The 23,928-nt window shown below is 63.9% G+C and carries 24 protein-coding genes; 4 read left to right on the top strand and 20 right to left on the bottom strand.

From position 1 onward, the window contains the following. Positions 1 to 25: 25 nt before the first annotated feature. From ASD04_RS06990 to ASD04_RS06980, 3 genes are all read right to left on the bottom strand, one after another. On the bottom strand, positions 26 to 583 hold the full coding sequence (locus ASD04_RS06990; protein WP_056254532.1) for a MaoC family dehydratase: 558 nt from the start codon (positions 581 to 583) through the stop codon (positions 26 to 28). Continuing rightward, on the bottom strand, positions 580 to 1,059 hold the full coding sequence (locus tag ASD04_RS06985) for a MaoC family dehydratase (protein ID WP_056254530.1): 480 nt from the start codon (positions 1,057 to 1,059) through the stop codon (positions 580 to 582). Before ASD04_RS06985 ends, ASD04_RS06990 begins: the two co-directional genes overlap by 4 nt. Before the next feature lie 97 nt (positions 1,060 to 1,156). Next, a complete protein-coding gene (locus tag ASD04_RS06980) occupies positions 1,157 to 2,029 on the bottom strand; it encodes an AraC family transcriptional regulator (RefSeq protein ID WP_056254526.1) in 873 nt (290 codons plus the stop codon). 104 nt (positions 2,030 to 2,133) lie between these two features. Here ASD04_RS06980 and ASD04_RS06975 point away from each other — a divergent pair, with 104 nt between their 5' ends. Then, a complete protein-coding gene (locus ASD04_RS06975; protein ID WP_056254524.1) occupies positions 2,134 to 3,588 on the top strand; it encodes an alpha-glucosidase/alpha-galactosidase in 1,455 nt (484 codons plus the stop codon). A gap of 104 nt (positions 3,589 to 3,692) precedes the next feature. On the opposite strand, the gene ASD04_RS06970 is transcribed toward ASD04_RS06975, so the two are convergent. The 5 genes from ASD04_RS06970 to ASD04_RS06950 form a co-directional block, all read right to left on the bottom strand. Then, positions 3,693 to 5,060, bottom strand: coding sequence for an alpha-glucosidase/alpha-galactosidase (locus ASD04_RS06970; protein ID WP_056254521.1), 1,368 nt, complete (start codon positions 5,058 to 5,060; stop codon positions 3,693 to 3,695). A 12-nt stretch (positions 5,061 to 5,072) separates the two neighbouring features. Beyond that, a complete protein-coding gene (locus tag ASD04_RS06965) occupies positions 5,073 to 6,740 on the bottom strand; it encodes an ABC transporter ATP-binding protein (protein WP_082531046.1) in 1,668 nt (555 codons plus the stop codon). A gap of 10 nt (positions 6,741 to 6,750) precedes the next feature. Further along, a complete protein-coding gene (locus tag ASD04_RS06960; RefSeq protein WP_056255470.1) occupies positions 6,751 to 7,872 on the bottom strand; it encodes an ABC transporter permease in 1,122 nt (373 codons plus the stop codon). A 56-nt stretch (positions 7,873 to 7,928) separates the two neighbouring features. Then, positions 7,929 to 8,939: an ABC transporter permease gene (locus ASD04_RS06955; RefSeq protein WP_056254519.1), complete on the bottom strand. Its 1,011-nt coding sequence runs from the start codon at positions 8,937 to 8,939 to the stop codon at positions 7,929 to 7,931. A gap of 212 nt (positions 8,940 to 9,151) precedes the next feature. Then, positions 9,152 to 11,221, bottom strand: coding sequence for an ABC transporter substrate-binding protein (locus ASD04_RS06950; protein WP_056254516.1), 2,070 nt, complete (start codon positions 11,219 to 11,221; stop codon positions 9,152 to 9,154). A 161-nt stretch (positions 11,222 to 11,382) separates the two neighbouring features. On the opposite strand from ASD04_RS06950, the gene ASD04_RS06945 reads away from it, so the two are divergent. Next, a complete protein-coding gene (locus ASD04_RS06945) occupies positions 11,383 to 12,303 on the top strand; it encodes a helix-turn-helix domain-containing protein (RefSeq protein WP_056254513.1) in 921 nt (306 codons plus the stop codon). A gap of 75 nt (positions 12,304 to 12,378) precedes the next feature. Further along, positions 12,379 to 13,497 (top strand): helix-turn-helix transcriptional regulator, encoded by a 1,119-nt coding sequence (locus ASD04_RS06940; RefSeq protein ID WP_056254510.1) that lies wholly within the window; start codon positions 12,379 to 12,381, stop codon positions 13,495 to 13,497. A 78-nt stretch (positions 13,498 to 13,575) separates the two neighbouring features. On the opposite strand, the gene ychF is transcribed toward ASD04_RS06940, so the two are convergent. From ychF to lgt, 12 genes are all read right to left on the bottom strand, one after another. After that, positions 13,576 to 14,673: a redox-regulated ATPase YchF gene (ychF, locus tag ASD04_RS06935; RefSeq protein WP_056255468.1), complete on the bottom strand. Its 1,098-nt coding sequence runs from the start codon at positions 14,671 to 14,673 to the stop codon at positions 13,576 to 13,578. 249 nt (positions 14,674 to 14,922) lie between these two features. After that, positions 14,923 to 15,438, bottom strand: coding sequence for a dihydrofolate reductase family protein (locus ASD04_RS06930; protein ID WP_056254507.1), 516 nt, complete (start codon positions 15,436 to 15,438; stop codon positions 14,923 to 14,925). Position 15,439: 1 nt separating this feature from the next. Beyond that, positions 15,440 to 16,138, bottom strand: coding sequence for an aminoacyl-tRNA hydrolase (pth, locus tag ASD04_RS06925; RefSeq protein ID WP_056254504.1), 699 nt, complete (start codon positions 16,136 to 16,138; stop codon positions 15,440 to 15,442). 70 nt (positions 16,139 to 16,208) lie between these two features. Next, complete coding sequence (locus ASD04_RS06920) at positions 16,209 to 16,844, bottom strand: 50S ribosomal protein L25/general stress protein Ctc (RefSeq protein WP_056255466.1); 636 nt, start codon at positions 16,842 to 16,844, stop codon at positions 16,209 to 16,211. 262 nt (positions 16,845 to 17,106) lie between these two features. Next, positions 17,107 to 18,342, bottom strand: a complete 1,236-nt coding sequence (locus ASD04_RS06915) for a DUF6596 domain-containing protein (RefSeq protein ID WP_056254501.1) — start codon at positions 18,340 to 18,342, stop codon at positions 17,107 to 17,109. Beyond that, a complete protein-coding gene (locus ASD04_RS06910; protein WP_056254499.1) occupies positions 18,342 to 18,692 on the bottom strand; it encodes a YciI family protein in 351 nt (116 codons plus the stop codon). Before ASD04_RS06910 ends, ASD04_RS06915 begins: the two co-directional genes overlap by 1 nt. Positions 18,693 to 18,703: 11 nt before the next feature. After that, complete coding sequence (locus ASD04_RS06905) at positions 18,704 to 19,054, bottom strand: YciI family protein (protein WP_056254496.1); 351 nt, start codon at positions 19,052 to 19,054, stop codon at positions 18,704 to 18,706. A 169-nt stretch (positions 19,055 to 19,223) separates the two neighbouring features. After that, complete coding sequence (locus tag ASD04_RS06900) at positions 19,224 to 19,583, bottom strand: YciI family protein (protein WP_056254494.1); 360 nt, start codon at positions 19,581 to 19,583, stop codon at positions 19,224 to 19,226. Between the two features lie 102 nt (positions 19,584 to 19,685). Next, positions 19,686 to 20,618: a ribose-phosphate pyrophosphokinase gene (locus tag ASD04_RS06895; protein ID WP_056254491.1), complete on the bottom strand. Its 933-nt coding sequence runs from the start codon at positions 20,616 to 20,618 to the stop codon at positions 19,686 to 19,688. Between the two features lie 230 nt (positions 20,619 to 20,848). Next, on the bottom strand, positions 20,849 to 21,619 hold the full coding sequence (pgeF, locus tag ASD04_RS06890; protein WP_056254488.1) for a peptidoglycan editing factor PgeF: 771 nt from the start codon (positions 21,617 to 21,619) through the stop codon (positions 20,849 to 20,851). Beyond that, entirely contained in the window at positions 21,616 to 22,695 is a 1,080-nt protein-coding gene (locus tag ASD04_RS06885) for an SAM-dependent methyltransferase (RefSeq protein WP_056254485.1), read from the bottom strand. Before ASD04_RS06885 ends, pgeF begins: the two co-directional genes overlap by 4 nt. Before the next feature lie 39 nt (positions 22,696 to 22,734). Beyond that, positions 22,735 to 23,568 carry a prolipoprotein diacylglyceryl transferase gene (gene lgt / locus ASD04_RS06880; protein WP_244488281.1) on the bottom strand — a complete coding sequence of 278 codons (834 nt, stop codon included), beginning with the start codon at positions 23,566 to 23,568 and terminating at the stop codon, positions 22,735 to 22,737. Between the two features lie 104 nt (positions 23,569 to 23,672). On the opposite strand from lgt, the gene ASD04_RS06875 reads away from it, so the two are divergent. Continuing rightward, on the top strand, positions 23,673 to 23,927 hold the full coding sequence (locus tag ASD04_RS06875) for an accessory factor UbiK family protein (RefSeq protein ID WP_056254480.1): 255 nt from the start codon (positions 23,673 to 23,675) through the stop codon (positions 23,925 to 23,927). The last annotated feature ends 1 nt before the right edge of the window (position 23,928 follow it).

Raw genomic sequence — 23,928 nt, 5'->3', positions numbered from 1 at the left:
AGAGTGCAGGTGCGCTCGCCCGCTTTCAAGAGCCGCGCTTGAACAGCCCCCCGATGAGCGGCAGCCTGGTGAGGCCAAGCAACAGTTTGAGCCGGGCCGGCATGGTGTAGTCGCGCAGCTTGGAAAAGCCCACGAGGTCGGCGCGATAGACCAGCTCGCCGCGCTGGTTGACCGCCGTCAGCTTGTTGAACAGCAGGCCCCAGCCGGGAATGGAGTTCGATTCGCGCTTGCCGGTCACCACCAGCTCGTAGCTTACCGTATCGCCGGGACGCACCGGCACCTTGAAATCCATGGAATTGACGCCGGGGGAGGGGCCGGAGACGCCGGGCTCCTTGCCCAGGCCGCGTAGGCGCTCCTCCTCGGCAAACAGGGCATCCACCATCTTGCGGTGGCCGACGCTCACCGTGTGCCAGCCGCTGGCCACCAGCCCGCCGAAATGGCTGCTCTGGGCCGCCGCGGCGTCGACATGGAAATATTGCGGATCGTAGAGCGAGGCGAAGCGGATGATTTCGTCGGCGCTGAATGTATGGCTGCCGAGCGGGAACACTTCGTCGACGACGATATCCTCGAACCAGCGGGTCATGTGGGCGCCCCCGGCTCGCGCGTATCGATCAGGTTGGCCAGCCGCATGGTCAGCACCGGCTGCTCCTTCTGGTTCCGCATATCGAAGTCCAGGGTCATGATGCCCCATTGCGGATGGCTTTCGGAGCGGCGCAGGTCGGCAATGGTCACGGTGCCGCCAATCGTGTCGCCCACCATGACCGGGTTCTTCCACTTGAGATCGGTAAAGCCCAGCCCGCCGGCCGAGGCGACCGTGTTGAGAAAGCTGTTGACCAGCATGCGCAGGCTCAGCGCCCCGGTCTGCCAGCCGCTCGATGCCAGGCCCCCCAGCAGGCTCGCCTTGGCGGCGGCTTCATCGAGATGGAAGGGGAACGGATCGAATTCGCGGGCAAAGGTGACGATCATCTCCCTGCTCACGCTGGTATGGCCCAGATCGATGACCTCGCCGATAGCTAGATCCTCGAAATGCCGCCGATCTTTGGTGACAGGATTGGTCATTTGGTTGCCCTATACGTCAACCATGGTTTTGGCATGGGAACCGGGGTGGTGGCAAGGGTTTGGCAACACCACGGGATGGCGGGTGGATGGGGTATGGCTAGGCCCCCGCCGCCAGCCGGCCCTGCGCGCGAAATTCCAGCGGCGCCAGCCCGCGCTTCCGCCGGAACGCCTTGGCCAGGTAATTCGCATCGGCAAAGCCTGTCGCCCTTGCAATCGCCACCACGCTCATATCCGTGGCCAGCAGCAGCCGCTCGATCCGTTCCATCCGCCGTTCCAGCACGAAGTCCGAGGGCGGCATGCCGGTCGCGGCGCCGAACTGGCGGACGAAATGGCCGCGGCTCATGTCGGCGATGGCGGCCAGCCGCTCCACCTGCAGGGGCCGGGCCAGATTGGCCTCGATATGGGCGACGACGCGGGTGATGGCCGCCGGCAGCATGCGTTCGGGCACGGCGTCGGCCCCGAATACGCCATCGTGCAAGGCCGTCATGGCGGCATAGGCGGCGCTCGACGTCTCGCCGGGGGTGATATCGGCCTTGGCGATCAGCGTGTCGCAGGCGCCCGCCATGCGATCCACAACCGAAGCCGGCAGGCTCACCACCGGCCCGGCCGCATCGATGATCTCCCGCGCCAGCCGCAAGGCCTCGCGGCCGTTGAGCACCATCCAGAAATATTCCCACCGCCCGCCACGCTCTAGCCAGTAGCGATGGGCATGGGGCAGGCTCAGCACCATGGTCTGCCCCGGCGTCAGCCGGTAGTGCGTACCGGCAAAATCGAGCCGGCCTTCGCCGACCAGCGTATGCTGGATGACGATGAACGGCACGCTGCCCCGCTGCAATCCGTCCCAGGAATAGACCTCGTTGAGCCGCTGCTCATAGCCGGCGCTGATGGCCATGCAATGGAGCGGCGCGGCGCTGCGCGGCAGCGCCAGCACGCGCAGGTCATGGCCGTGGTCGATGAGTTGGTTGAGCACAAAATTACCCGCAATGGCACAAGCTTTCTCTAGCAGGCCGGGCCTGTCAACGCTAGCAGTGTGCTAACCAATTCGCCCCATCGGTGAATCCTGCGGAGGAACATATGTCATTCAAAGTCACGGTCATCGGCGCCGGCTCGATCGGCTTCACCAGGACGCTGATTTCCGACCTGCTCAAGGTGCCGGAATTCGTCGACTGCGAATTCGCGCTGACCGACATCAATCCGCACAATCTGGACATGGTCCGGCAGGTGATCGAGACCATCGTCTCGGTCAACAAGCTCCCCGCCAGGGTCACCGCCACCACCGATCGCCGCGCCGCCATATCAGGCGCGCGCTACATCATGAGCTGCGTCCGCGTCGGCGGGCTCGAAGCCTTCTCGAGCGATATTTCCATCCCGCTCAAATACGGCGTCGATCAGTGCGTGGGCGACACCATCTGCGCCGGCGGCATCCTGTATGGGCAGCGCAACATTCCGGTCATCCTCGATTTCTGCAAGGATATCAGGGAGGTAGCCGAGCCGGGCGCGCTGTTCCTCAACTACGCCAACCCCATGGCGATGAACACCTGGGCGGCCGACCTGTATGGCGGGGTCAACGTGGTCGGCCTCTGCCACGGCGTGCAGCATGGTGCGCACCAGATCGCCAATGTGCTGGGCGTCGACGACAGCGAGCTCGACTATGTCTGCTCGGGCATCAACCACCAGACCTGGTATATCGACATCCGCGCCAAGGGCCGGAAAATCGGGGCCGACGAACTGCTGGCCGGCTTCGAGGCGCATCCGGTCTATTCCAGGACCGAGAAAGTGCGCATCGACGTACTCAAGCGCTTCGGCGTCTATTCCACCGAGAGCAATGGGCACCTTTCCGAGTACCTGCCCTGGTATCGCAAGCGTCCCGAGGAGATCGGCCGCTGGATCGACATGAGCGACTGGATCCATGGCGAAACCGGCGGCTACCTGCGCTACTCGACCGAGCGCCGCAACTGGTTCGAGACTGACTTCCCCATGTTCAAGGAACAGGCCAACAAGCCGCTTTCCGAGCACAAGCGGACCAGCGAACATGCCAGCCACATCATCGAGGCGATGGAGACCGGGCGGGTCTATCGCGGCCATTTCAACCGCCGCAACAATGGCATCATCACCAACCTGCCCGACGATGCGATCATCGAAAGTCCCGGCTATGTCGATCGTTTCGGCATCAACATGATCGAGGGCATCACGCTGCCCACCGCCTGCGCTGCCACCTGCTCGGTCTCGGTATCGGTGCAGCGCCTGTCGGTCGAGGCGGCGATGACGGGCAATATCGACACGCTCAAGCTCGCCGTGCTGCATGACCCGCTGGTCGGCGCCATCTGCACGCCGGACGAAGTCTGGGCCATGGTCGACGAAATGGTGGTCGCCCAGGCCCAATGGCTGCCCCAATATGCCCACGCCGTGCCGGCCGCCAGGGAGCGCATCGCCAAATCCACCGTCAAGACCCGCGACTGGGACGGCGCCGCCCGCAAGAAGGTGCGTTCGGTCGAGGAATTGCGCGAGGTGGTGGGCGGGCATCACTAGCACGTTCGCTCTCCCTCCCGTACGGCCGCCTCACAAACCCAAACGGCCCCGACGCTTGCGCGCCGGGGCCGTCCTTGGAAGCAGGGAGGACATTGCGCCGCGAATTACGCTACGCGCTGCTTCCGGGAGCCACGGGCCCATTCGGGCAGCATGCTGCCATGGGCTTCGGTGAGGTCGTCTATCAGGTTCCAGATCTGCTCCAGATCCAGCTCGGCTGACGTATGGGGGTCCATCATGGCGGCGTGGTAGATGTGCTCGCGGTTCTCCTCCATCAGCGCCCGCACAGTCAGTTCCTGCACGTTGATGTTGGTGCGGATCAGAGCCGTCAATTGTGGCGGCAGTTCGCCGATATAGGTCGGTTGCAACCCGTTATCGTCGACGAGGCACGGCACTTCCACCGCCGCGTTGTGCGGCAGGTTGGTGATGACGCCGTTATTGCGCAGGTTGCCGTAGATCACCGAAGGCTCGCCGGTCCACACCGAGTTGACGATGGACGAGGCATATTCCTTGGATTGTTTGACCTCGATGCGGTCGGCCTTGCGGTAGTCTTCGGACGTCTGTTTCCAGCGGGCGATCTGCTCGACGCAGCGCTTGGGGTACTCGTCCAGTGGAATACCGAATTTCTCGATCAGGTCCTCGCGCCCCTCCTTGATGAAATAGGGCGTATATTCGGCGAAATGTTCCGAACTCTCGGTGACGAAGTAACCGAGTCTCGTCAGCATTTCGTAGCGCACCTTGTTGGGGCAGCGCGGATTCCAGGTCGGCTTGGGGGCGCGGCCCTCGCGATAGGCGCGGACGAGGTCGGGATAGAGATCGCGATAGGAGCCGTCAGCCTGGCGATGCTCGAATTTGAGATAGAAGGCCATGTGGTTGATGCCGGCCGAGCGGTAGCGGATTTCCTCGTAGGGAATGCCCAGATCGTTGGCCAGCTCCATGGCCGTGCCCTGCACGGAATGGCAGAGGCCCACCTGCTTGATGGTGGGATATTTCTCGGCGATGGCCCAGGTATTGATGGCCATCGGATTGACGTATTGCAGCATGATCGCCTCGGGGGCGACTTCGAGCATGTCCTCGCAGATGCTCCACAGATGCGGCACGGTACGCAGCCCGCGCATGATGCCGCCGACGCCGAGCGTATCGGCAATGGTCTGGCGCAGGTTGTATTTCTTGGGCACGTCGAAATCGATGACCGTCGAGGGCTCATAGCCGCCGATCTGGAAGCAGACGACGACGAAATTAGTGCCGTCCAAGGCCTTTTTCTGGTCGAGATAGGTTTCGACCGTCGCCGGCACGCCGAGCGTGGCGATCAGCTTTCTGGCGATGACCTCGCTTTCTTCCAGCCGCACCGGATTGATGTCCATCAGCCGTATCGTGGCCCCTGACAGGGCAGGGCGCTGCAGGATGTCGCCGACGATGTTCTTCATGAACACCGCCGAGCCGGCGCCGATGAAAGTGATCTTGGGGTTTGCCATTCGTAGTTGCTCCTAGGCGGCTATTTCGAACGCGGCGCGGACCAGCCTTGCCGTGTATTCGGTCTGTGGATTGGTGAGGACATCGGCCACCGGCCCCTGCTCGACGATCTTGCCATGCTGCATGACCATGACACGATGGCAGAGGGCGCGCACGACCTTGAGGTCGTGGCTGATGAAGAGGTAGCTGAGGCCCTTTTCGTCCTGCAGCTTGCGCAGCAGGTCGATGATCTGGGCCTGTACGGAAAGGTCGAGCGCCGAGGTCGGCTCGTCGAGCAGGATGAATTCGGGCTCGAGGGCGATGGCACGGGCAATGGCGATGCGCTGGCGCTGGCCGCCGGAGAATTCGTGCGGAAAGCGCTGCAAGATATTGCCGGGCATGCCCGCATCTTCCAGCGCTTGCCGCACCCGCTCGACGCGCTCGCGGCCATTGGCGCCGATAGTGTTGACGATCAGCCCTTCCTCGATGATCTGGCGGATCGACATGCGCGGATTGAGGCTCGCAAACGGGTCCTGGAACACGATTTGCATCCGGCTCCGTAGCGGCCGCATGGCGGCGCGGTCCTTGGTGTCGATGCGCTCGCCATCGAACCAGATTTGTCCGCCTTGGTTACCGATCAGCCGGATCAGCGCCTGCCCGAACGTGGTCTTGCCCGAGCCGGATTCCCCCACGATGCCAAGGGTTTCGTGGCGCATCAGCTTGATATCGAGATTGTCCACGGCCTTGAGCTCGAAGAAATCGGGATTGAAGAAGCCGCCGCGCTTGAGGGTGAAGCTGACCTTGACCTCCTTGCCCTCGAGCACTGTCTCATGGGCGCCGTCGTCCAGCGGCAGAGCGGTCCCCTTAGGCTCGGAGGCCAGCAGGTGTCGCGTATAGGCATGCTGGGGGTTGGCGAACAGGGCCTCGGTGGCATTATGCTCCTGCACGCGCCCGTTCTGCATCACATAGACATAATCGGAAAACTGCCGGACGATGGTCAGGTCATGGGTGATCAGGATCACCGCCATGCCGTATTTGTCCTTGAGGTCCTTGATCAGGTTGAGGATCTGCGCCTGCACGGTGACGTCGAGCGCGGTGGTCGGCTCGTCGGCAATCAGCACATCGGGCCGGTTCGCCAAAGCCATGGCGATCATGACGCGCTGGCGCTGCCCGCCCGAAAGCTGGTGCGGATAGTTGTTGAGCCGTGCCCGCGGCTCCGGAATCTGCACGTCGGCCAGGAGAGCCTCAGCCTTGTCCATCGCCTGCCTGCGGTTCATGCGATTGTGCAGGTGCAGCACTTCGCAGAGCTGCTGGCCGATGGTGTAGACCGGGTTCAGCGAACTCATCGGCTCCTGGAAGATCATGGCGATGTCGTTGCCGCGCAGCTTGCGCATGTCGCGGTCGCCCATGGCCACGATGTCCTTGCCCGACAGGGTGATCCTGGTCTCCGGCATGATGGTCGCCCGCTTGGTCAGGAGTTTCATCAGCGTGCGGGCGGTCACGGATTTACCCGATCCGCTCTCGCCCACCAGGGCAATGGTTTCGCCCTTGTGAAGCTGGAAGGAGACGTCACGCACGGCGTTGACCACGCCACCCTCGACCTTGAAATTCACCCCGACATTGCGCGCATCGAGGATCAGTTCGCGGTCGTGGCGCCCCAGGTCGTGGCGGGTGCCGGAAACAGGCGTGTCGGTCGTGCTCATGGCCTGTTCCTCAATAGGGGTCGACGGCATCGCGCAGGCCATCGCCCAGCGCATTGAAGGCGCAGACGGTAATCAGCACGAAGATAACGGGGCTGAGAATCCACGGATAGGAGCCGATCACCGAAAAGGTGCCGGTATCCTGCAGCATCAGGCCCCATGAGATCAGCGGCGGCTTCACCGCGAAGCCGAGGAAGCCGAGGAAGCTCTCGAGCAGGACCACAGTTGGCACGGCCAGGGTGACCGCCACGATGACGTGGCTGAGCACGTTGGGCAGGATATGCCTGACAATGATGCGACTATCGGTGGCGCCCACGGCGATGGCGGCACGCACATAGTCGATGCGAGCCAGCGCCAGCGTCTTGGAGCGGACCTCGCGGCTCAGTTGCGCCCAGCCCAGCACGGCCATGACGAAGATGACGAAGGTGAGGAACACGTTGGATGGTGCCGTCACCGGGATCAGCGAGGTCAGCGCCAGGTAGAGCGGCAATTGCGGGAAGGCGAGCACGAATTCGACGAAGCGCTGCACCCAGGCATCGAGCCGCCCACCGATATAGCCGGAGGTAATGCCGACCAGCGTGCCGACAATGGTGGTCATGGTCACCACGGCCAGAGCGACCATCAGGGAGATGCGCGAGCCGATAATGCCGCGCGAAAGGATGTCGCGGCCGAACTTGTCTGTGCCCAGCAACTGGATCGGCCGTCCGTCGGTGGAGCCGAAGAAGTGGATATTGGACGGGATGAGCCACAGCAGGTGATAGCTGTAGCCGCGGACGAAGAAGCCTGTCGGGGTCGGGTTGTCCTTGATGAGACCGGTCAGCGGCCGGAAGGTGATGGGATCGAATTCGCCGGTATCGCCAATGGGATAGACATAGGGGATGAGACTGAAATTGCCGTCGGGATCCTCGAAGGCGATGACATCGGGCGGGGCGAAAGGCAGGTTGGCGGCCTTGGGGTCCATCGGCGCGAAAAAATCGGCAAAGACCGAGACGACCAGCAGCAGGACCACGAGCACCAGCCCGATCATGCCCATGGTCGAGCGGCGGAAGCGCCGCCACACCAACGTCGCATAGCCTTCGTTGCCGCTGCCGAAGCGGGTGACCGCGGGCGCCGGCTCCTCGGCGCCAGTCGGCATGGGGCCGCCGGCTGCGTCTGATGGCAGGGGGATGGCGGAGCGGGTATCGAGATCGGTCATTCGCTGCCTCCGCCGAGACGGATGCGGGGATCAAGCGCCACCAGCAGCATATCGGAGATGATGTTGCCGACGATCAGCGTGGCGGCCAGCACGAGCATGAAGGTGGCGGTGACATAGACGTCGCCGACGCCCATCGAGCCGACAATGGCCGGGCCGACGGTGGCGAGGCCGAAGACGATGGCGACTTCGATTTCGCCGGTCAGCATATAGGGCAGCACCACGCCCTGGTAAGCGACCAGGGGATGGAGCGCATTGGGCACGGCATGCTTCATGATTACCGCGCCTTCCGGCAGGCCCTTGGCCCGCGCGGTCTCGACATACTGGCTGTTGAGCACGTCGAGCAGGTTGGCCCGCATCACCCGCATATTGTAGGCGAGGCCGCCGAAGGTGGCGATGAAGATGACCGGCCAGATATGGGTCATCAGGTTGACGAACTTGTCCCAGCTCCACGGTGCGCCGCCATAGCGGGCCGAGAAAAACATGCCGACTTCGCTGACATTGAGCCGGAAGACCAGGAAATAGAGGATGATGATGGCCAGCAGGAACCGGGGGATGGTCATGCCGAGAAAAGAGATGATGCCCAGTCCGGTATCGACCCAGGAATATTGCCTTGTAGCCGCCAGGATGCCCAGGCCGATGCCCAGCAGCGAGGCCAGCAGGTGGCAGACCAGCGCCAGGGCGATAGTGGGAGGCAGCCGCTCGGCCACGACCTGGCCGACATCCTTGTTGTAGAAGAAGGAGTGCCCGAAATCGAAGCGGGTCACGATGCCGCCGATCCAGCGGAAATACTGCACGATGATGGGATCGTTGAGGCCATGGGCCTCCCGGTACAGTTCGGCCTGCGCTTCGGCCACGGTGGGGGCCGCGCCGCCCTGGTTGATGAGCATGGCGCGGATGGTATCGCCATAGTCGCCCGGAGGCGCCTGGATGATGGCGAAGGTCACCACGCTGAGCAGGAACAGCAGCGGGATCGCGCCCAGGATGCGTATGGTCAGAAATCGAAGCATGGCGGCCTCTTAACCTGTCCGGCTGTTGCACCGGGGTCTCAGTCGTCTCCCTCCCCCTTGTGGGGAGGGATCAAGGGTGGGGGTGGCCACGCGCACCGCGTTTGCGGAACCATACCCCCACCCTGCTCGATCACGGACTTAGCGAAGGGCTAAGTCCTATCTCGCTCTCCCTCCCCACAAGGGGGAGGGAGGCAGGAGTTCAAACGCCGGCGTCACACCGGACCCGCGCCGCCCGGAGCGCCCGGAAGCGTTTCGGGGTGCAGTTCGTAGTCGCCCTGCTGGTCGGCAGGGACGTAGATGCGTTCGCGGATGATGTTGTCTTCCGCCCAGTTGAACATGAAGATCGGGGCGCCGGCCGGGATATTGGCGAAGCGCTTGTTGATGATCAGCGCACCGGGATATTGCGTCAGACCGACGGAATAGACGTTCTCGGTGAAGACGTGCTGGAAGGTCTTCATCAACTCGGCGCGTTCGGCATTGTCGCTGGTGGCGACAAAGGTATTCACCGTATCGACCAGTTCCTGCTCGAAGGGCAGGATATCCACCGTTCCATCGGTGCCGGCGCGGTGGAAGTAGCTGGTCTGCGGACCCGTGGGGGCGAGGAAGGTCGTACCCTGCACCACCGAGACCATTTCGGCGCCCTGGCGGCGGACATGCCAGTCGAACTGGCCGGCCTGCTGCATGTCGTCACGCGACGTTCCCGCCTGGAAATTGGCGATGACGCGCAGGCCGAGCGGCTCCATCATGGCGATGACGCCTTCGGCCAGGTTGGTGTCGGTCGCATAGTCGGTATTGGCGAGCAGGGTGATTTCCACGTCCGCGCCGCCATCGGGCAGGTTGCGCACGCCATTGCCGTCGGTATCGAGCAGGCCGATGCCGTCGAGCAGGGCGTTGGCTGCGTCGAGATTGTATGGATAGTAGACCGTCGACGCCTTGTCGTAGAAGGCCGTGCCGGCATAAAGGCCGCCCGGATAGATAGCGGTGAACGGACCGCGGACCAGCGAGTCGCCCAGGCGCTGGCGATCGATGGCGATCGAGACGGCCTTGCGGAAATCGAGGTTGCGGTTCAGTTCATGGATGGCCTGGCCGCGGGTATCGGGTTCGCCCCAGCCATTGGCCGAGAGGTTGAATTCGAGCGCATAGCCGATGGTGCGGGCGCCGAATTGCAGGCGGGCCGGGGCGCTGTCTTCCGCCGAGCGCTTCAGCGCCTCGACATAGCTTTCGGCCTGTTCGAGGTTGGAGAAATCGCCCGAACCGGCAACGGCCTGCACGTCGCGATCGGCCCAGGTGCTGAGGCGGTAGTGCATTTCGTTGAGATAGGGGAGCTGGTTGCCGTTCTCGTCGACCTTCCAGTAATAGGGGTTGCGGCGCATCACCACGATGTCGTCCGGCCGGTATTCCACCGGCACCCAGGCGCCCATCACCGGCATATTCATATATTCCGGCGGGAAGGCGTTCTTGAACTGCTCGTAGGTGTTGTCGGAATATTTGGGGTGCTGGGGCTTGAGGATATGGCTCGGGCCGGGGCAGAACGTGCCATAGGCCATGGCATAGAGATATTGGGTGGGCCGGACTTCCTTGAAGGTCCACTTGATCGTGTAGGGATCGAGCGCTTCGAGCGTCGTGCCGACGCCGAAGGTCTCGGGCGTGCCGCCGTTGAGCGGGGACACGTTGGAATCCATGATGGCGTCGTTCCAGTAGAACATCACGTCATCGGCGTCGAAGGGGTCGCCGTCGGACCATTTGGCGCCTTCGATCAGGTGCATGGTCAATTCGTGCCCGTCTTCGGACCATTCCCAGCTCTTGGCCAGGTTGGGCAGCGGCTCGAGTTCGTCGGCCTTGACCTCGAAGAGCGGGCCGGTGCGCGTCAGGCATTCGGAGAGGCCGATATCGATGCCGCCCCAACCCTGGTTCTGGCCGGCGGTATAGTTCCAGCCCTCGGGCCGGCCGCCGATGACATGGCGCATGGTATCGCCATAGACGCCGATACCGTCGGGCATGTTGCCGGTCTTGAACACCAGCGGCTCCTTGGGCAGGCGCTCGGCGACGGGCGGCAGCGTGCCGGCATCGACATATTTCGCGGTGACCCAGTCGGGCTCGTGATATTCGGGCAGCGCCTTGTATTCCTGGATATCGGAGACGCTGACAAAGGTCGGCTCGCTCTGTGCCGAGAATTCCGGGGGATCGGGCAGCTCGCCCGTCAAGTCCTGGGCCTGCACTGCAAGCAGTGAAACGCCCAGCATCAATCCTGCCCCGCCAAGGGCATAAGCATGCTTTTTCATAGAACCTCCCATTTGCAACGGAGTGGCGCATTGGCCGCTGGCCGGACACTCCCTTCCGGCATGTTCCGTGCTGACGGATAAAAGCCTACGCCTTGCCATCGCCGAAACAATCCGGAATGGTAGAGACTTGTTCCGGTTTTCAAAGAAACGGACGGATAAGTATGATTGTTGAGAGCCCCGCTCCGCCGCGCCGCGCGCGCGACAAGGCTCCCCGGCCGACGCCTCGTCCGGATCGGAGCTTTTATTCCTCGGGCAAGGCCTTCGGCCGCTTCGGTATTCGCTCCTTTGCGCCCCAGATCATGCCGCAGCCCCATAGCCACGGGCATATCGAGTTCAACTGGCTCACGCGCGGCACCATGGACTATGCCTTCGACGGCGGCCCGGTGACCGTCGGCTCGGACCGGCTCGTGGCCTTCTGGGCCGGCATTCCGCACCAAACCATCGGGCTCGACGGCATCGGGGACGGGCGCCAGCTCAACATCTACCTGCCGATGGACGCCTTCCTTGAAATGCCCCAGCTCGGGCGGCTCACCGAGACGCTGATGGGCGGCGGCGTCATCCAGCTCGGTCCCGATTGCATCGGGCTCGAAACGCTGGATCGCTGGCACCAGGACTATCGCAGCGGCAATGCCCTGCGGACCGACATCGTGCGCTCGGAAATCGGCACCATGTTCCGCCGCGCCGCCATTACCGGCTGGGATACGCTGCTGCCGGCCTGGGTCGAACGATCGGGCACCCGGACCCGCACCGGCTCGCCGGTGCGCTATGTGGTGCGCATGGTGCGCCATATCGTGGAGAACATCACCGATACGCTCAGCGCCGAGGATATCGCCAGGGTGGTGGGCCTGCACCCCAATTACGCCACCAACCTCTTCACCAAGGTCATGCATATCTCGGTGCAGAAATTCGTCACCCGCATGCGCCTGATCCGCGCCCGCTCATTGCTGTTCGATGGCAGCCTTTCCATCGCCAATGTCGCCTTCCAGGCCGGCTTCGTCAGCCAGACCCAGTTCTACGAACACTTCCGCAAGGCCTATGGCATGACCCCCAGCCAGATGCGCAAGGACACGATCGAGGGCTAGCTGCCGGATGTGGTCAAGAGGAAGGCCCTGTACTATCCTGCTGTCGGGAACCGGTTATCGCCGGGAGGGGGAGGCATGGCAGGGGGGCTGTCGGACGACGACTATGCCGCGGTCGAGGAGGCCGCCTATGAAGCCGCGATCGTGCCCGAGCTTTGGCCGGACCTGCTGACCCGGCTTGGTACGATCAGCAACAGCGCCGGCGGCGCACTGTTGTCGATCAACGAGCGCGGCATGCACCTGGCGCGGGCACCTGCCCTCGAAAAGGCCGCGCAGCGATTTCTCGATGAAGGCTGGATGACCCGGAACAGCCGCGTCGGCGGTGTGATGGCCAAGGGGCTGGTCGGGCTTCCCCGCTTCGTCAATGAAGACGATTATTTCGACAGTCCTGCCGATGCCGATGCCGATCCCATGGTCCGCGACCTGTTCCGCGAGGAAGGTTTTGGCTGGGCCGCCGGTTTCATGGTGCAGTTGCCGCATGGCGATATGATCGTGATGAATATCGAGCAATATTACGAACGTGGTCCCATCCGCGGCGACGACCTGGCCCGGCTCGACAGCCTCTATCCGCATCTGGCGCGGGCCGCCATGCTCAGCGCCAGGGCGGATTTCGAACGGGTTCGCACCGCCATCGAAACGCTGACGGCGCTCGGGCTTCCCGCCGCGGCGCTGACGCCCAGTGGCCGGGTGGTGCTCGCCAATGACGACTTCAACCAGGCGAGCCATGTGTGGACGACGCGCGGCAGCGACCGATTGGGCCTGCATGACCGCGTGGCCGACACCATGCTGTCGGGCGCGCTCGAAGCGCTCAAGCTGGCGCGCAGCCCTCGCTCGATCCCGGTGCGGGCGGAGGTGGGTGGCGCCATCACCTCGGTCATCCAGGTGGTGCCGATCCGGCGGGCGGCGCATGACATATTCGGCAGCACGGTGGCCATCGTCGTGCTCAGCGAGCCCAAGGCCGGCCTGGCCGGTGCGACCATGGTGCAGTCCCTGTTCGATCTTACGCCGGCCGAGATCGGCGTGGTGCAGGCCATCGTGGCCGGCCAGACCGTCGCCGAGATTGCCCGGCAGACCAGCCGGAGCGTCGAAACCGTGCGCAACCAGCTCAAGACCGCCATGGCCAAGACCGGCTGCTCGCGCCAGGTGGAACTGGTGCTGCTGGTGCGGCAACTGACGGATCACATGCCGCGGGGGTAGGGCCGATCTCCCTCTCCCGCCAGGGGGAAGGGGAGACGGCACACGGGGCAGCTGCGTGCCGTTCCGAAGCGGCCGGTCCTAGGTATTAAACTTGAACAGCATGACGTCGCCGTCCTTGACGACATATTCCTTGCCTTCGTCGCGGGCCTTGCCGGCTTCCTTGGCGGGCACTTCACCGCCCAGGGTCACGAAATCCTCGTAGCCGATGGTCTGGGCGCGGATGAAGCCGCGCTCGAAATCGGAGTGGATGACGCCCGCCGCGGCCGGAGCCTTGTCGCCCTTGTGGATGGTCCAGGCGCGGGTTTCCTTGGGGCCGACGGTGAAATAGGTCTGCAGGCCCAGCAGCGCGTAGGCTTCGCGGATCAGCCGGTTGAGGCCGGCTTCGTGCAGGCCCAGCGATTCCAGATATTCGGCCTGCTCCTCGTCGGGCAATTGGGCGAGCTGGCTTTCGATCTCGGCGGAGATGATGACGACGCCCGCGTCGTGCCCCTTGGCATAGTCCTCGACTTGTCTGCTCATGGCATTGCCGCTTTCGGCCGAGCCTTCATCGACATTGCAGACATAGAGAGCCGGCTTTGATGTCAGCAGCTGCAATTCCCCGAAGGCCCTTTCCTCCTCGGCGTCGCGCTTGACGAAGCGGGCCGACTTGCCGTCGCGCAGCAGCACCAGCGCGCGATCGATCAGGTCGAGCGTCAGCTTGGCATCCTTGTCGCCGCCCTTGGCCTTCTTCTCGACGCCGGCGCGGCGCTTTTCGAGGCTTTCGAGATCGGCCAGCATCAGCTCGGTCTCGACCACCTCGGCATCGGCCAGCGGATCGACCTTGTTGGCGACGTGGATGATGTTGTTGTCCTCGAAGCACCGCAGCACATAGGCGATGGCGTCGCATTCGCGGATATTGGCCAGGAACTGGTTGCCCAGCCCTTCGCCCTGCGAGGCGCCCTTCACCAGGCCGGCAATGTCCACGAAGCTCATGCGCGCGGGCAGCACATTGATCGACTTGCCGATGGCGGCCAGCTTGTCCAGCCGTGGGTCGGGCACCGACACCTCGCCGACATTGGGCTCGATGGTGCAGAAGGGGAAGTTGGCGGCCTGGGCGGCGGCGGTGCGCGTCAGCGCGTTGAAAAGGGTCGACTTGCCGACATTGGGCAGGCCGACAATGCCCATCTTGAAACCCATGGGGAAGCTCCGGAAACTGTTGGCCTCCACTTGGTTCGGATCGGCGCGGATGTCAATGCGGGGCTTCACCTCTCCCTTGGGGGGGGCGGCCCCCTGATCGGCATGAATTCTCAGTCGACTCCCTCCCCCTTGCGGGGAGGGATCAAGGGTGGGGGGATGTTTGGCCCCGATATCGTGGCTCTCAACACCCCCTCCCAACCTCCCCCGTCAAGGGGGAGGAGCCGCGCAGTGGATGTGGCGGATTGCAGTTCACCCCCGCACATATCGCAGTCGCGTCACCCCATTGGCGAAATTGGTGCTGCTGGCCACCACGAAGCCGGGCAGGTGGTGGCGGTCGATATGCTCGGTGCCGTGCCCCAGCGTCGCCGGCATGACGAAAAGGTCCAGCCGGTCCACCAGCCCTTCCGCGATCAGCCGCATGGCCAGGTCGGTATCGCCCTGCACCCATGCCGTGCCATCGCCTTTGGCCTTGGCTGCCGCGACCATAGCCGTCGGGTCATCCCCCACCGCCGTCACCGGCACGCCGATATCGGCGAGCGGCGCATCCGAGGGAACAATGCCGGGAATGGCGCCATAGGGCCATTTTCCACCTGCGGCGATCTTGTCATAGGTGGCACGGGCGATGATGACTGCGGTCACCCCGGCGATGAAGTCATGAAAGCCCAGTTCGGGGATGAAGTAGGGGCCTTGCCAGGCCGCCGAGCCGGCAGCGTCGGTAACGAAACCATCCTGGCTCAGCGCCTGGAAGAACACGACCTCTGTCATTTCACTCTCCCCGCAATTTCCTCAGCATTTCGGCCATCGGCCCGGCCTTGGGCAGCTCTACCTGCGGCTTGGCCGGCCTTGCCTGTCTTATATGGCTCTGCGCCCTGGGCGCCGGCCTGGCTTCGGGTTCTTCGGCCGGCCGCGTGGCCAGGGCCAGCTTGTTCATGAAGCCATTGTCATCGCCGGCGATCAGCATGCCGGCATACTTGCCAACGGCGTCGAGCAGCGGCTCGACCCAGTCGCGATCCGCCTTGGCGAAGTCGCCCAGCACATGGTGGGTGACGAATTCCTTGCCCGGATGGCCGATGCCGAGGCGCACGCGCTTGTAGCCGAGCCCGATCTGCGGATCGATGGAGCGCAGGCCGTTGTGCCCGCCATTGCCGCCGCCGACCTTGACGCGCACCTTGCCGGCCGCCAGGTCCAGTTCGTCGTAGAAGACGATGATGTCCGATGGCGCGATCTTGTAGAACTGGGCCACCTGCTGCACGCTGTCGCCCGAGCGGTTCATGAAGGTCTGCGGCTTGAGCAGGAGCACCTTCTCGCCGCCGATATTGCCTTCGGCGATCAGGCCGCCATGCTTGGCGCGGAACTGGGTGATGGAATTGGCGCGGGCAATGGCGTCGAGCGCCATGAAGCCGATATTGTGGCGATTGCCCTCATATTGGCCGCCCGGATTGCCCAGGCCGACAAGCAGTTTCATCAACGCACTCCAGAAACGAAAGAGGCGACCCGAAGGCCGCCTCGAACTTATAGCAGAAATCCGCGGTCGATTACTCGGCCTTGGGCTCGGCTGCTTCGCCTTCAGCCGCATCATCGGTGTCGCCGGCCGACTTGAGAGCCGACGGAGCAACGATGGTGGCAATGGTCACGTCTTCTTCATGGCTGTGGTCGGTAACGCCGGCCGGCAGCTTGATCGAAGAAATGTGGATGGTGTCGCCGATATCGAGACCGGTCAGGTCGACGGTCACTTCCTCGGGGATATTGTCGGCGGAGACGGTCAGGTCCAGCGTGTGGTGCACGATATTGAGCGTACCACCGCGCTTCAGGCCAGGGCTGGCTTCTTCGTTGATGAAGTGCACATGCACCTGGACATTGAGCTTGGTGCCCTTGCCGACGCGCAGGAAATCCACGTGGATCGGGAAGTCCTTGACCGGGTCGAGCTGGTAGTCGCGCGGGATCACGCGGTGCTTGGTGCCATCCACATCGAGTTCGATGATGTGGCTGAGAAAGCCGCCGGCATAGATGTACTTGTGCGCGTCCTTGTAGGGGATGGCGATGGTGATGGGGGTCTTCTTGTCACCGTAGATAACAGCGGGAACGAGTCCCTGACGACGCAGTTCGCGAGCGGCCCCCTTGCCCACTCCCTCACGCGCCTGTGCCTTGAGCACCTTTGCAGTCGCAGCCATGGAAAAATCCATTCTGGGTTGGTGTATGCGTCACTACAACAGCATACGCGCCCGTCCTCCAGGGGTGACGAGCGCTTCATGGCGCGGGCTATAGCCGAAAGGGGGGCGGGGAGCAAGGGAGGTTGCGGGGCGATTAGAGCCGTATCTCAAACCCGATCGTCATCCCTCGGGCTTGACCCGAGGACACTTTACTTGCTCCACGCTCCGAAAGTGCAGAGCCCTCGGGTCAAGCCCGAGGGTGACGGCTGGTGCGAAAGGAATATCACCCGTCCTGCAGCGCTGTCCGCTGCCCGATGAGATAGTGCCGCACGGCTTCGTCGATGGATAGGCCGATGGCCAGGGTCAGCGCCTCATAGGCTTCTTCCTTGCGCCCGGCGCGGGCGCAGAGGTGCCCGCGGGCGGCCCAATAGGGCTGATAGTCGGCCATGCGTCTGTCGCCGGCAATGGCGTCGAGGCTCGTCAACGCCGCTTCCGCGCCCTCGATTTCAGCCAAAGCGGCGGCGCGGTTGAGCAGGGCGACGGGCGACTGGGTCAGGCCCAGCAGCACATCGTAGAGCGCCACCACCGCGTCCCAGTTGGGCCGGCCCGTCACGCGCCGCGCCACATGGGCCGACTGGATGGCGGCTTCGATCTGGTAGCGGCCGGTGGGGCCGGCCTGGTTGGCCTGGCGCAGCAGCGCTTCGGCAGCCATGATCTGCTGCTCGTCCCACAATTCGATGTCCTGCCGTTCCAGCGGCACATAGGCGCCGGCGCCGTCCCGCCGCGCGCCCCTTCGGGCTTCGGCATAGAGCATCAGGGCCAGCATGCCCTTGGCTTCCGGTTCGTCCGGCAGGAGGCTCACCACCAGCCGGCCCAGCCAGATGGCCTCGTCGGCCAGCCGCTCGGCGGCCGTGTCGCCGATTTCGGTCCAGCCCTTGGCATAGGCGGCATAGATGGCGTCGAGCACGGCATCGAGCCGGGCCGCCAGCTCCTCGCGCTCGGGGATGGCGAAGGGCACGCCGAGTTCCCGGATGCGCGCCTTGGCCCGCACCAGGCGCTGGCCCATCGTGGCGGGCGGAATGAGGAAGGCGGCGGCGATGTCGATGGCCGTCAGCCCCAATATGGTCTGCAGGATCAGCGGCGCCCGCATGCCGGCTTCGATCTCGGGATGGGCGCAGGCAAACATCAGCGCCAGGCGCCGGTCGGGGATGGTCTGCGGATTGGCGGCCGCCTCTTCGAGTTCCTCGGTCATGAGCTGGATATGAACCTCCCCGGCCATGCGGGTCTGCCGCCGCCGGACAGCGTCGGTCTGGCGGCGGCGGGCGACGGTCAGCAGCCACGCATCGGGATTGGCAGGAACACCCTGTTCCGGCCAGGATTTGAGCGCGCTGGCAAAGGCTTCCGCCAGCGCGTCCTCTGCCCCCGCCACGTCCCGCGTGCGGGCGGCGAGAAAGGCCAGCAGGCGCCCGTAGCTGTCGCGCGCCGCCCGCTCTGCCGTCCGGCGCGCCAGGTCATCCATCAGGATGCGGTCTGCTCGACGATGGGGCGGATTTCGATGGCGCCGTATTTCGAGCTCGGGCAGCGATTGGCCCATTCCACTGCCTGCTCGATATCGGGCACGTCGATGAAGAAATAGCCGGCCAGCTGTTCGCGGGTGTCGGCATAGGGGCCGTCGAGCACGTCGGTCTTGCCGCCGCTGCTGCGAACCACGGTGCCCTGCTTGCCCGGGCTCAGCCGCAGGCCGCCGGAAAAGCCTTCGCCGGCCTTGTTCAGCGCCTGGTTGAAGGCGGCATATTCGGCCCACAATTCCTGCTGGGGCGCCTTGGCCATGGCTTCGGCGTCGTGGTGGATGATCATCATGTAGCGCATGGGTATTCTCCTTAATCGAGCTGCCAGACGGGCCGCACTTCCACGGTGCCGGTTTTCGCCGACGGGCATTTGCTGGCCCAGTCCCGGGCCGTGTCCAGGTCCGGCGCCTCGATCAGGTAATAGCCGCCAAACTGCTCCTTGGTCTCGGCATAGGGGCCGTCGAGCAGCTCGGTCTTGCCGTTGCGCACGCGAACGCTGGTGGCGTCGGCGGTGGGGCGCAGCCGGTTTCCCGCCAGCAGGGCGCCGGCCTTGATCAGCGCCTCGTTATAGGCGGTGTAGTCCGGGCTCATGACCCGTGTATCGGCCGGCGTGGCGGCGGTCGCGGCGGCTTCGTCGCCATATATCAGCAGCATGAATTTCATCTCTGGTCTCCCAATTGTTGCGTCGAAGCGAAGGCTCCGATGCAACAATGTCGATGGTGGCAGACAGCTTTCGACTCTTCGAGCCGACTTTCTTCAGAAAATCGCTCCGGTGGAGCGATTTTAGGCGAGAAGGCCATAAGGGCTACGCCCGAATGGCGCGAAAAAATCTTCAGCCCGGTGCATATCCGGGGTGATAGGGGCGGATTTCGATCTTTCCCCAGGTCGCAGCCGGGCACAGCGCGGCCAGTCGGATGGCCTCGTCCATGTCAGGCGCCTCGATGATGAAATAGCCGCCGAATTGTTCGCGCGTGTCGGCATAGGGGCCGTCATGCACCTGCAACTGGCCATCCGGGCTGGAAATGGTTTTCGCGGCGCCGGTCATCTGCAGCGCGGCGGTATCGACGAAGGCGCCGGCCTTTTCCAGGGTTTGCTGATAGGTGGCCATCTGGTCCATGAAGCCGGCCATCTGTTCGGGCGGAATCGTGGCGCCGGCCTTTTCGTCGGCATAGAGCATCAGCAGATATTTCATCGCATCTCTCCTTGCGGGCACCATAGCCCTTCAGGGCAATGTCGCGCGAGGAGCGGCGATTTCGACAGGTGGTGAGAAATAGTGCCCCGAGGGCGTGGCAGCTCAGTCCAGCAGGCTCGAGACGCTTTGCTCGCTCGCGGTGCGCGCGATGGCTTCGCCGATCAGGGGAGCGATGGAGATGCGGCGGATATTGGAGGCGGTCTGGACCAGATCGGTTTCCTCGATCGAGTCGGTGATCACCAGTTCCTTGAGCTTGGAGGCGGCGATCTTTTCGGCGGCGCTGTTGGAGAGCACGCCGTGGGTGATATAGGCCGAGACTTCCAGGGCGCCGGCATTGAGCAGGGCCTCGGCGGCATTGACCAGCGTGCCGCCGCTGTCGACGATGTCGTCGATCAGGATGCAGTGCTGGCCGGAGACGTCGCCGATGATGTTCATCACTTCGGAAACGCCGGCCTTGGGGCGGCGCTTGTCGACAATGGCCAGATCGGCGCCGATGCGCTGGGCAATGGCGCGCGCGCGGGCGACACCCCCGACGTCGGGCGAAACGATCATCACCTTGGCGTTGTCGTAATTGTCCTTGATGTCGCGCGTCATGACCGGCGCGGAATAGAGATTGTCCGTCGGGATATCGAAGAAGCCCTGGATCTGGGCGGCATGCAGATCGAGCGTGATGACGCGATTGACGCCGGCTTCGGTAATCAGGTTCGCCACCAGCTTGGCCGAGATGGGCGTGCGCGAGGCCGATTTTCGGTCCTGCCGCGCATAGCCGAAATAGGGCAGGACGGCGGTGATCCGCCGGGCCGACGAGCGCCGCAGCGCGTCGGTCAGGATCAGCAGTTCCATCAGGTTGTCATTGGCCGGAAAGCTGGTCGATTGCAGGATGAAGACATCTTCGCCGCGCACATTCTCATGCACCTCGACATAGACTTCCTTGTCTGCGAAGCGCTTGACCGTACAATCTGTGAGGGGAAGTTCGAGATAACTGGCGACGGCCTGGGCGAGGGCGCGGTTGGAGTTGCCGGTCACCAGCTTCATGGGGCGCGATCCTGTCTCAACCGGTCCCCGATATCCGGGCACCATCCAGTTTCGTGGGCACCTTTAGCGAGTCGTTCCCAGCGGCGCAACGAGACAAATGGATGACAGGGCATTTTGGGTAAACGAAGCCTGTGACGATGCTTGATGTCGCCCCCCTTCACGGTGTCACCCCGGCCTGCGCCGGGATGACACCGCGAATGGGCTGACAATAAAGGGTCGGACGGCGCTCTCTAAACCAGCCCGATGATCGCGATCTGCCGTCCCGTCCTGCCGCCCTGGTGGGTGGCGTAGCGGTGCGAGAAATAGCGGTCGGGCTGGCCATAGGTGCAGTCCCCGACCCGTTCCACCTGCGTCACGCCGGCCCGCGCCAGTTCAGCGGCCACGAAGCCGGGCAGGTCGAAATGCGCCCGCGCGCTGTTATGCGTCGAAAAATGCCGCCAGCCATCGGGCCGCAGCTTGACGAAATCGTCCATGAAATGGGGACCCACTTCATAATTCTCGCCTGAAATCGTCGGCCCGATGGCGGCGACGATGTGGGCCGGATTCGCCCCCAGCGCCACCATGGCCTCAACTGTATTGCCGACGATCCCGTCCACCGCGCCGCGCCAGCCGGCATGGGCTGCGCCGATAACGCGTGCCTCGTCGTCGGCCAGCAGGATCGGCGTGCAGTCGGCGGTGAGGATGCCCATGGCGATGCCGGGTTGGTTGGTCACCATGGCATCGGCTTCGTGGGGCTCGTCATTGTCGGGTTTTTGCGTGATGGTCCGCACCCGGTTGGAATGGACCTGTTTGAGCAGGTAAAGCGACGGACGGAAAAAGCCCAGTGCTTCGGCGGCGGCGCTGCGGTTGATATCGACGGCGCGCGGTTCGTCACCGACCACGACAGACATGTTGTTTTCGGCGAAATCACCCAGTGACGCGCCGCCCTTGCGGCCGAAGAAGCCATGCCTGACGGGGCCGAGGCCGGCCAGGGCGGCGCTTTGCTCGTAATGGACGGTCATGGTTCAAATCCTGCCGGTGAGAGGCCCGGGCTGGCGGCGCAGAAGGCCTTGAACAGGTTGCCCATCTGCTCGGGGGCCACCAGCCGCGCCTTGGCCGCCGCGATATCGCCGGCCGAAGCCGGGTTGGCGGCGCTGAGCGCCCTGGCGCGTTCATTGATGCCCAGCCGGGCCAGGAACTGGCCCTGTGTCGCCAGCGGCTGCACGGTCAATCCGGCATTGGCGGCCACATTGCCCAGGGCCTCGAAATCGACATGGGCCGACAGGTCGGTCTCGCCCGGTGCATCGAGCACGTCGGCATAGTGATGCCGGCGCACGCCCTGCAGGGTCTCGCCGGTCTGGGTGCGCGCATAGCCATAATCCACGACCAGGATGGCGCCCCCTTGTGTGGAGACAATGCCGGCCAGCCGTTTCATCACCTCGCCATTGGCGAGGCCCACCTCCAAGACGCTGTTGGTTTCGGCCGCCGCTACCGCCTCGGGCATGGCGCTGGCCGGGATCGGCGTGGGGTTGAGCCCGAAGCTGCGCTGGCCATCGCTCAGCCCCACCATGCGCTCGTGCCAGCCATCGTCCATGCGCACGAACTGGCGAATGGGCAGCGCGTCGAAAAATTCGTTGGCCACGACAAGCAGCGGACCCTCGCCGACCTTTTCGAAGGCATCGATCCATTTGGGCTCATAGGCTTCGAGCCGGGCATTCTGTTCCGCTATCAACGCCGGATTGGTCTCGAACAGGCGCAGGTCGAGCGCGTCGCGAAACCCCTCGGCGCGGCAGGCGACGCGCAGCATGTCGGCCATCAGCGTGCCGCGGCCAGGTCCGAGTTCGAGCAGGGTGAAGGCCTTGGGGCTCCCCATCTGCTGCCACAGGTTGACGAAAAAGAAGCCGATCAGCTCGCCGAACATCTGGCTGATCTCCGGCGCCGTGACGAAATCGCCCTTGGCTCCCAGCGGATCGGCCCCCTTGTAATAGCCCTTGGACGGATGGGTGAGGCACAGGCCCATATAGGAGGCGACAGACATCGGCCCGCTGCTGCGGATCTGCATGTCGATCAGCTCGGGCAGGGTGGGGGCGGTGGTCATTTTGTATGCTCGCAATCCAGCCGTGGTGGTACAGCACACTTACCCACGAACCAAACTCTCCCGCCGCGTCGCTGCCCACACCACCAGCGCCAGCCCGGCCACCACCAGCGGCATGCTCAGCACCATGCCCATGGTCAGCCACCCGCCATAGAGATAGCCGATCTGTACATCCGGCAGGCGCACGAATTCGACGGCAATCCGGCTCAGCCCATAGCCGATGCCGAATATGCCGGCGACCATGCCCGGCCGGCGCAGGCTGTAGAAGACATGGGTGAAGATGCGGATGACGAGGAATAGCAGCAGCCCCTCCAGCGCCGCTTCATAAAGCTGGCTGGGATGGCGCGGCAATTGCTCGGGGTCGGTGGGAAACACCACGCCCCAGGGCAGGCTGGTCGGGGCGCCATAGAGCTCGGCATTGATGAAATTGGCGATGCGGACGAGAAAAATGCCGATGGTGGCCACGGAGGCGATCAGGTCGAGGCCGCTCAGCCAGTTGCCATTGCCCTTGCGCCAGGTGAACAGGATCACCGCCAGCATCAGCCCCAGCATGCCGCCATGATAGCTCATGCCGCCATCGAGCGTGTTGATGATCTCGGCCGGGTTGGCCAGGTAATAGGGCAGGTTATAGAACAGCACATAGCCCACGCGCCCGCCGACCACGATGGCCAGCATGGTCCAGAAGGCGAAATCCCAGATATCCTTGGCAGCGAAGGGCGGCTCGCCCTTGTGCCAGAGCCGCGTATTGGCCAGCAGCAGATAGCCATAACCGGCCCCCAACCCCACGCCGAACAGATAGCCAAGCGCATACCAGCGCACGGCGAAAGGCCCGATGGCAAAGGCGATGGGATCGATATTGGGGAAGGGCAAAAGCAGCTCCTGCGGCAATCGGCCGGACCATTGCCGCTTCGGCCTCTCTGGTCAAGTCGGCGGGTGTGCCCTAAGTAATACGATAAGGGGCCGAACCAAATAGGTATGCGATGAGCCAGAACAACAGGATCTTCGACGATCTGGGCCGATTGATGAACGAGGCGGCCGGTGTGGCCGATGGCGTTCGCCGCGAAGTCGAGACCGTGGTTAAGGGCCAGGCCCAGCGCCTCGTCGTCGACATGGACCTGGTCAAGCGCGAGGATTTCGACGCTTTGCGCGAGCTGGTGCAGGTGCAGGGCGAGGAGATCGACGCCCTGCGCAAGGAGCTCGCCGCGCTCAAGGGCGCCAAATCCAAAGCCAGCTGAT

Origin of the sequence: Devosia sp. Root436 (assembly GCF_001426345.1) — a bacterium.
GTDB lineage: Bacteria > Pseudomonadota > Alphaproteobacteria > Rhizobiales > Devosiaceae > Devosia.
This window is presented reverse-complemented; position numbering and strand designations above follow the sequence as displayed.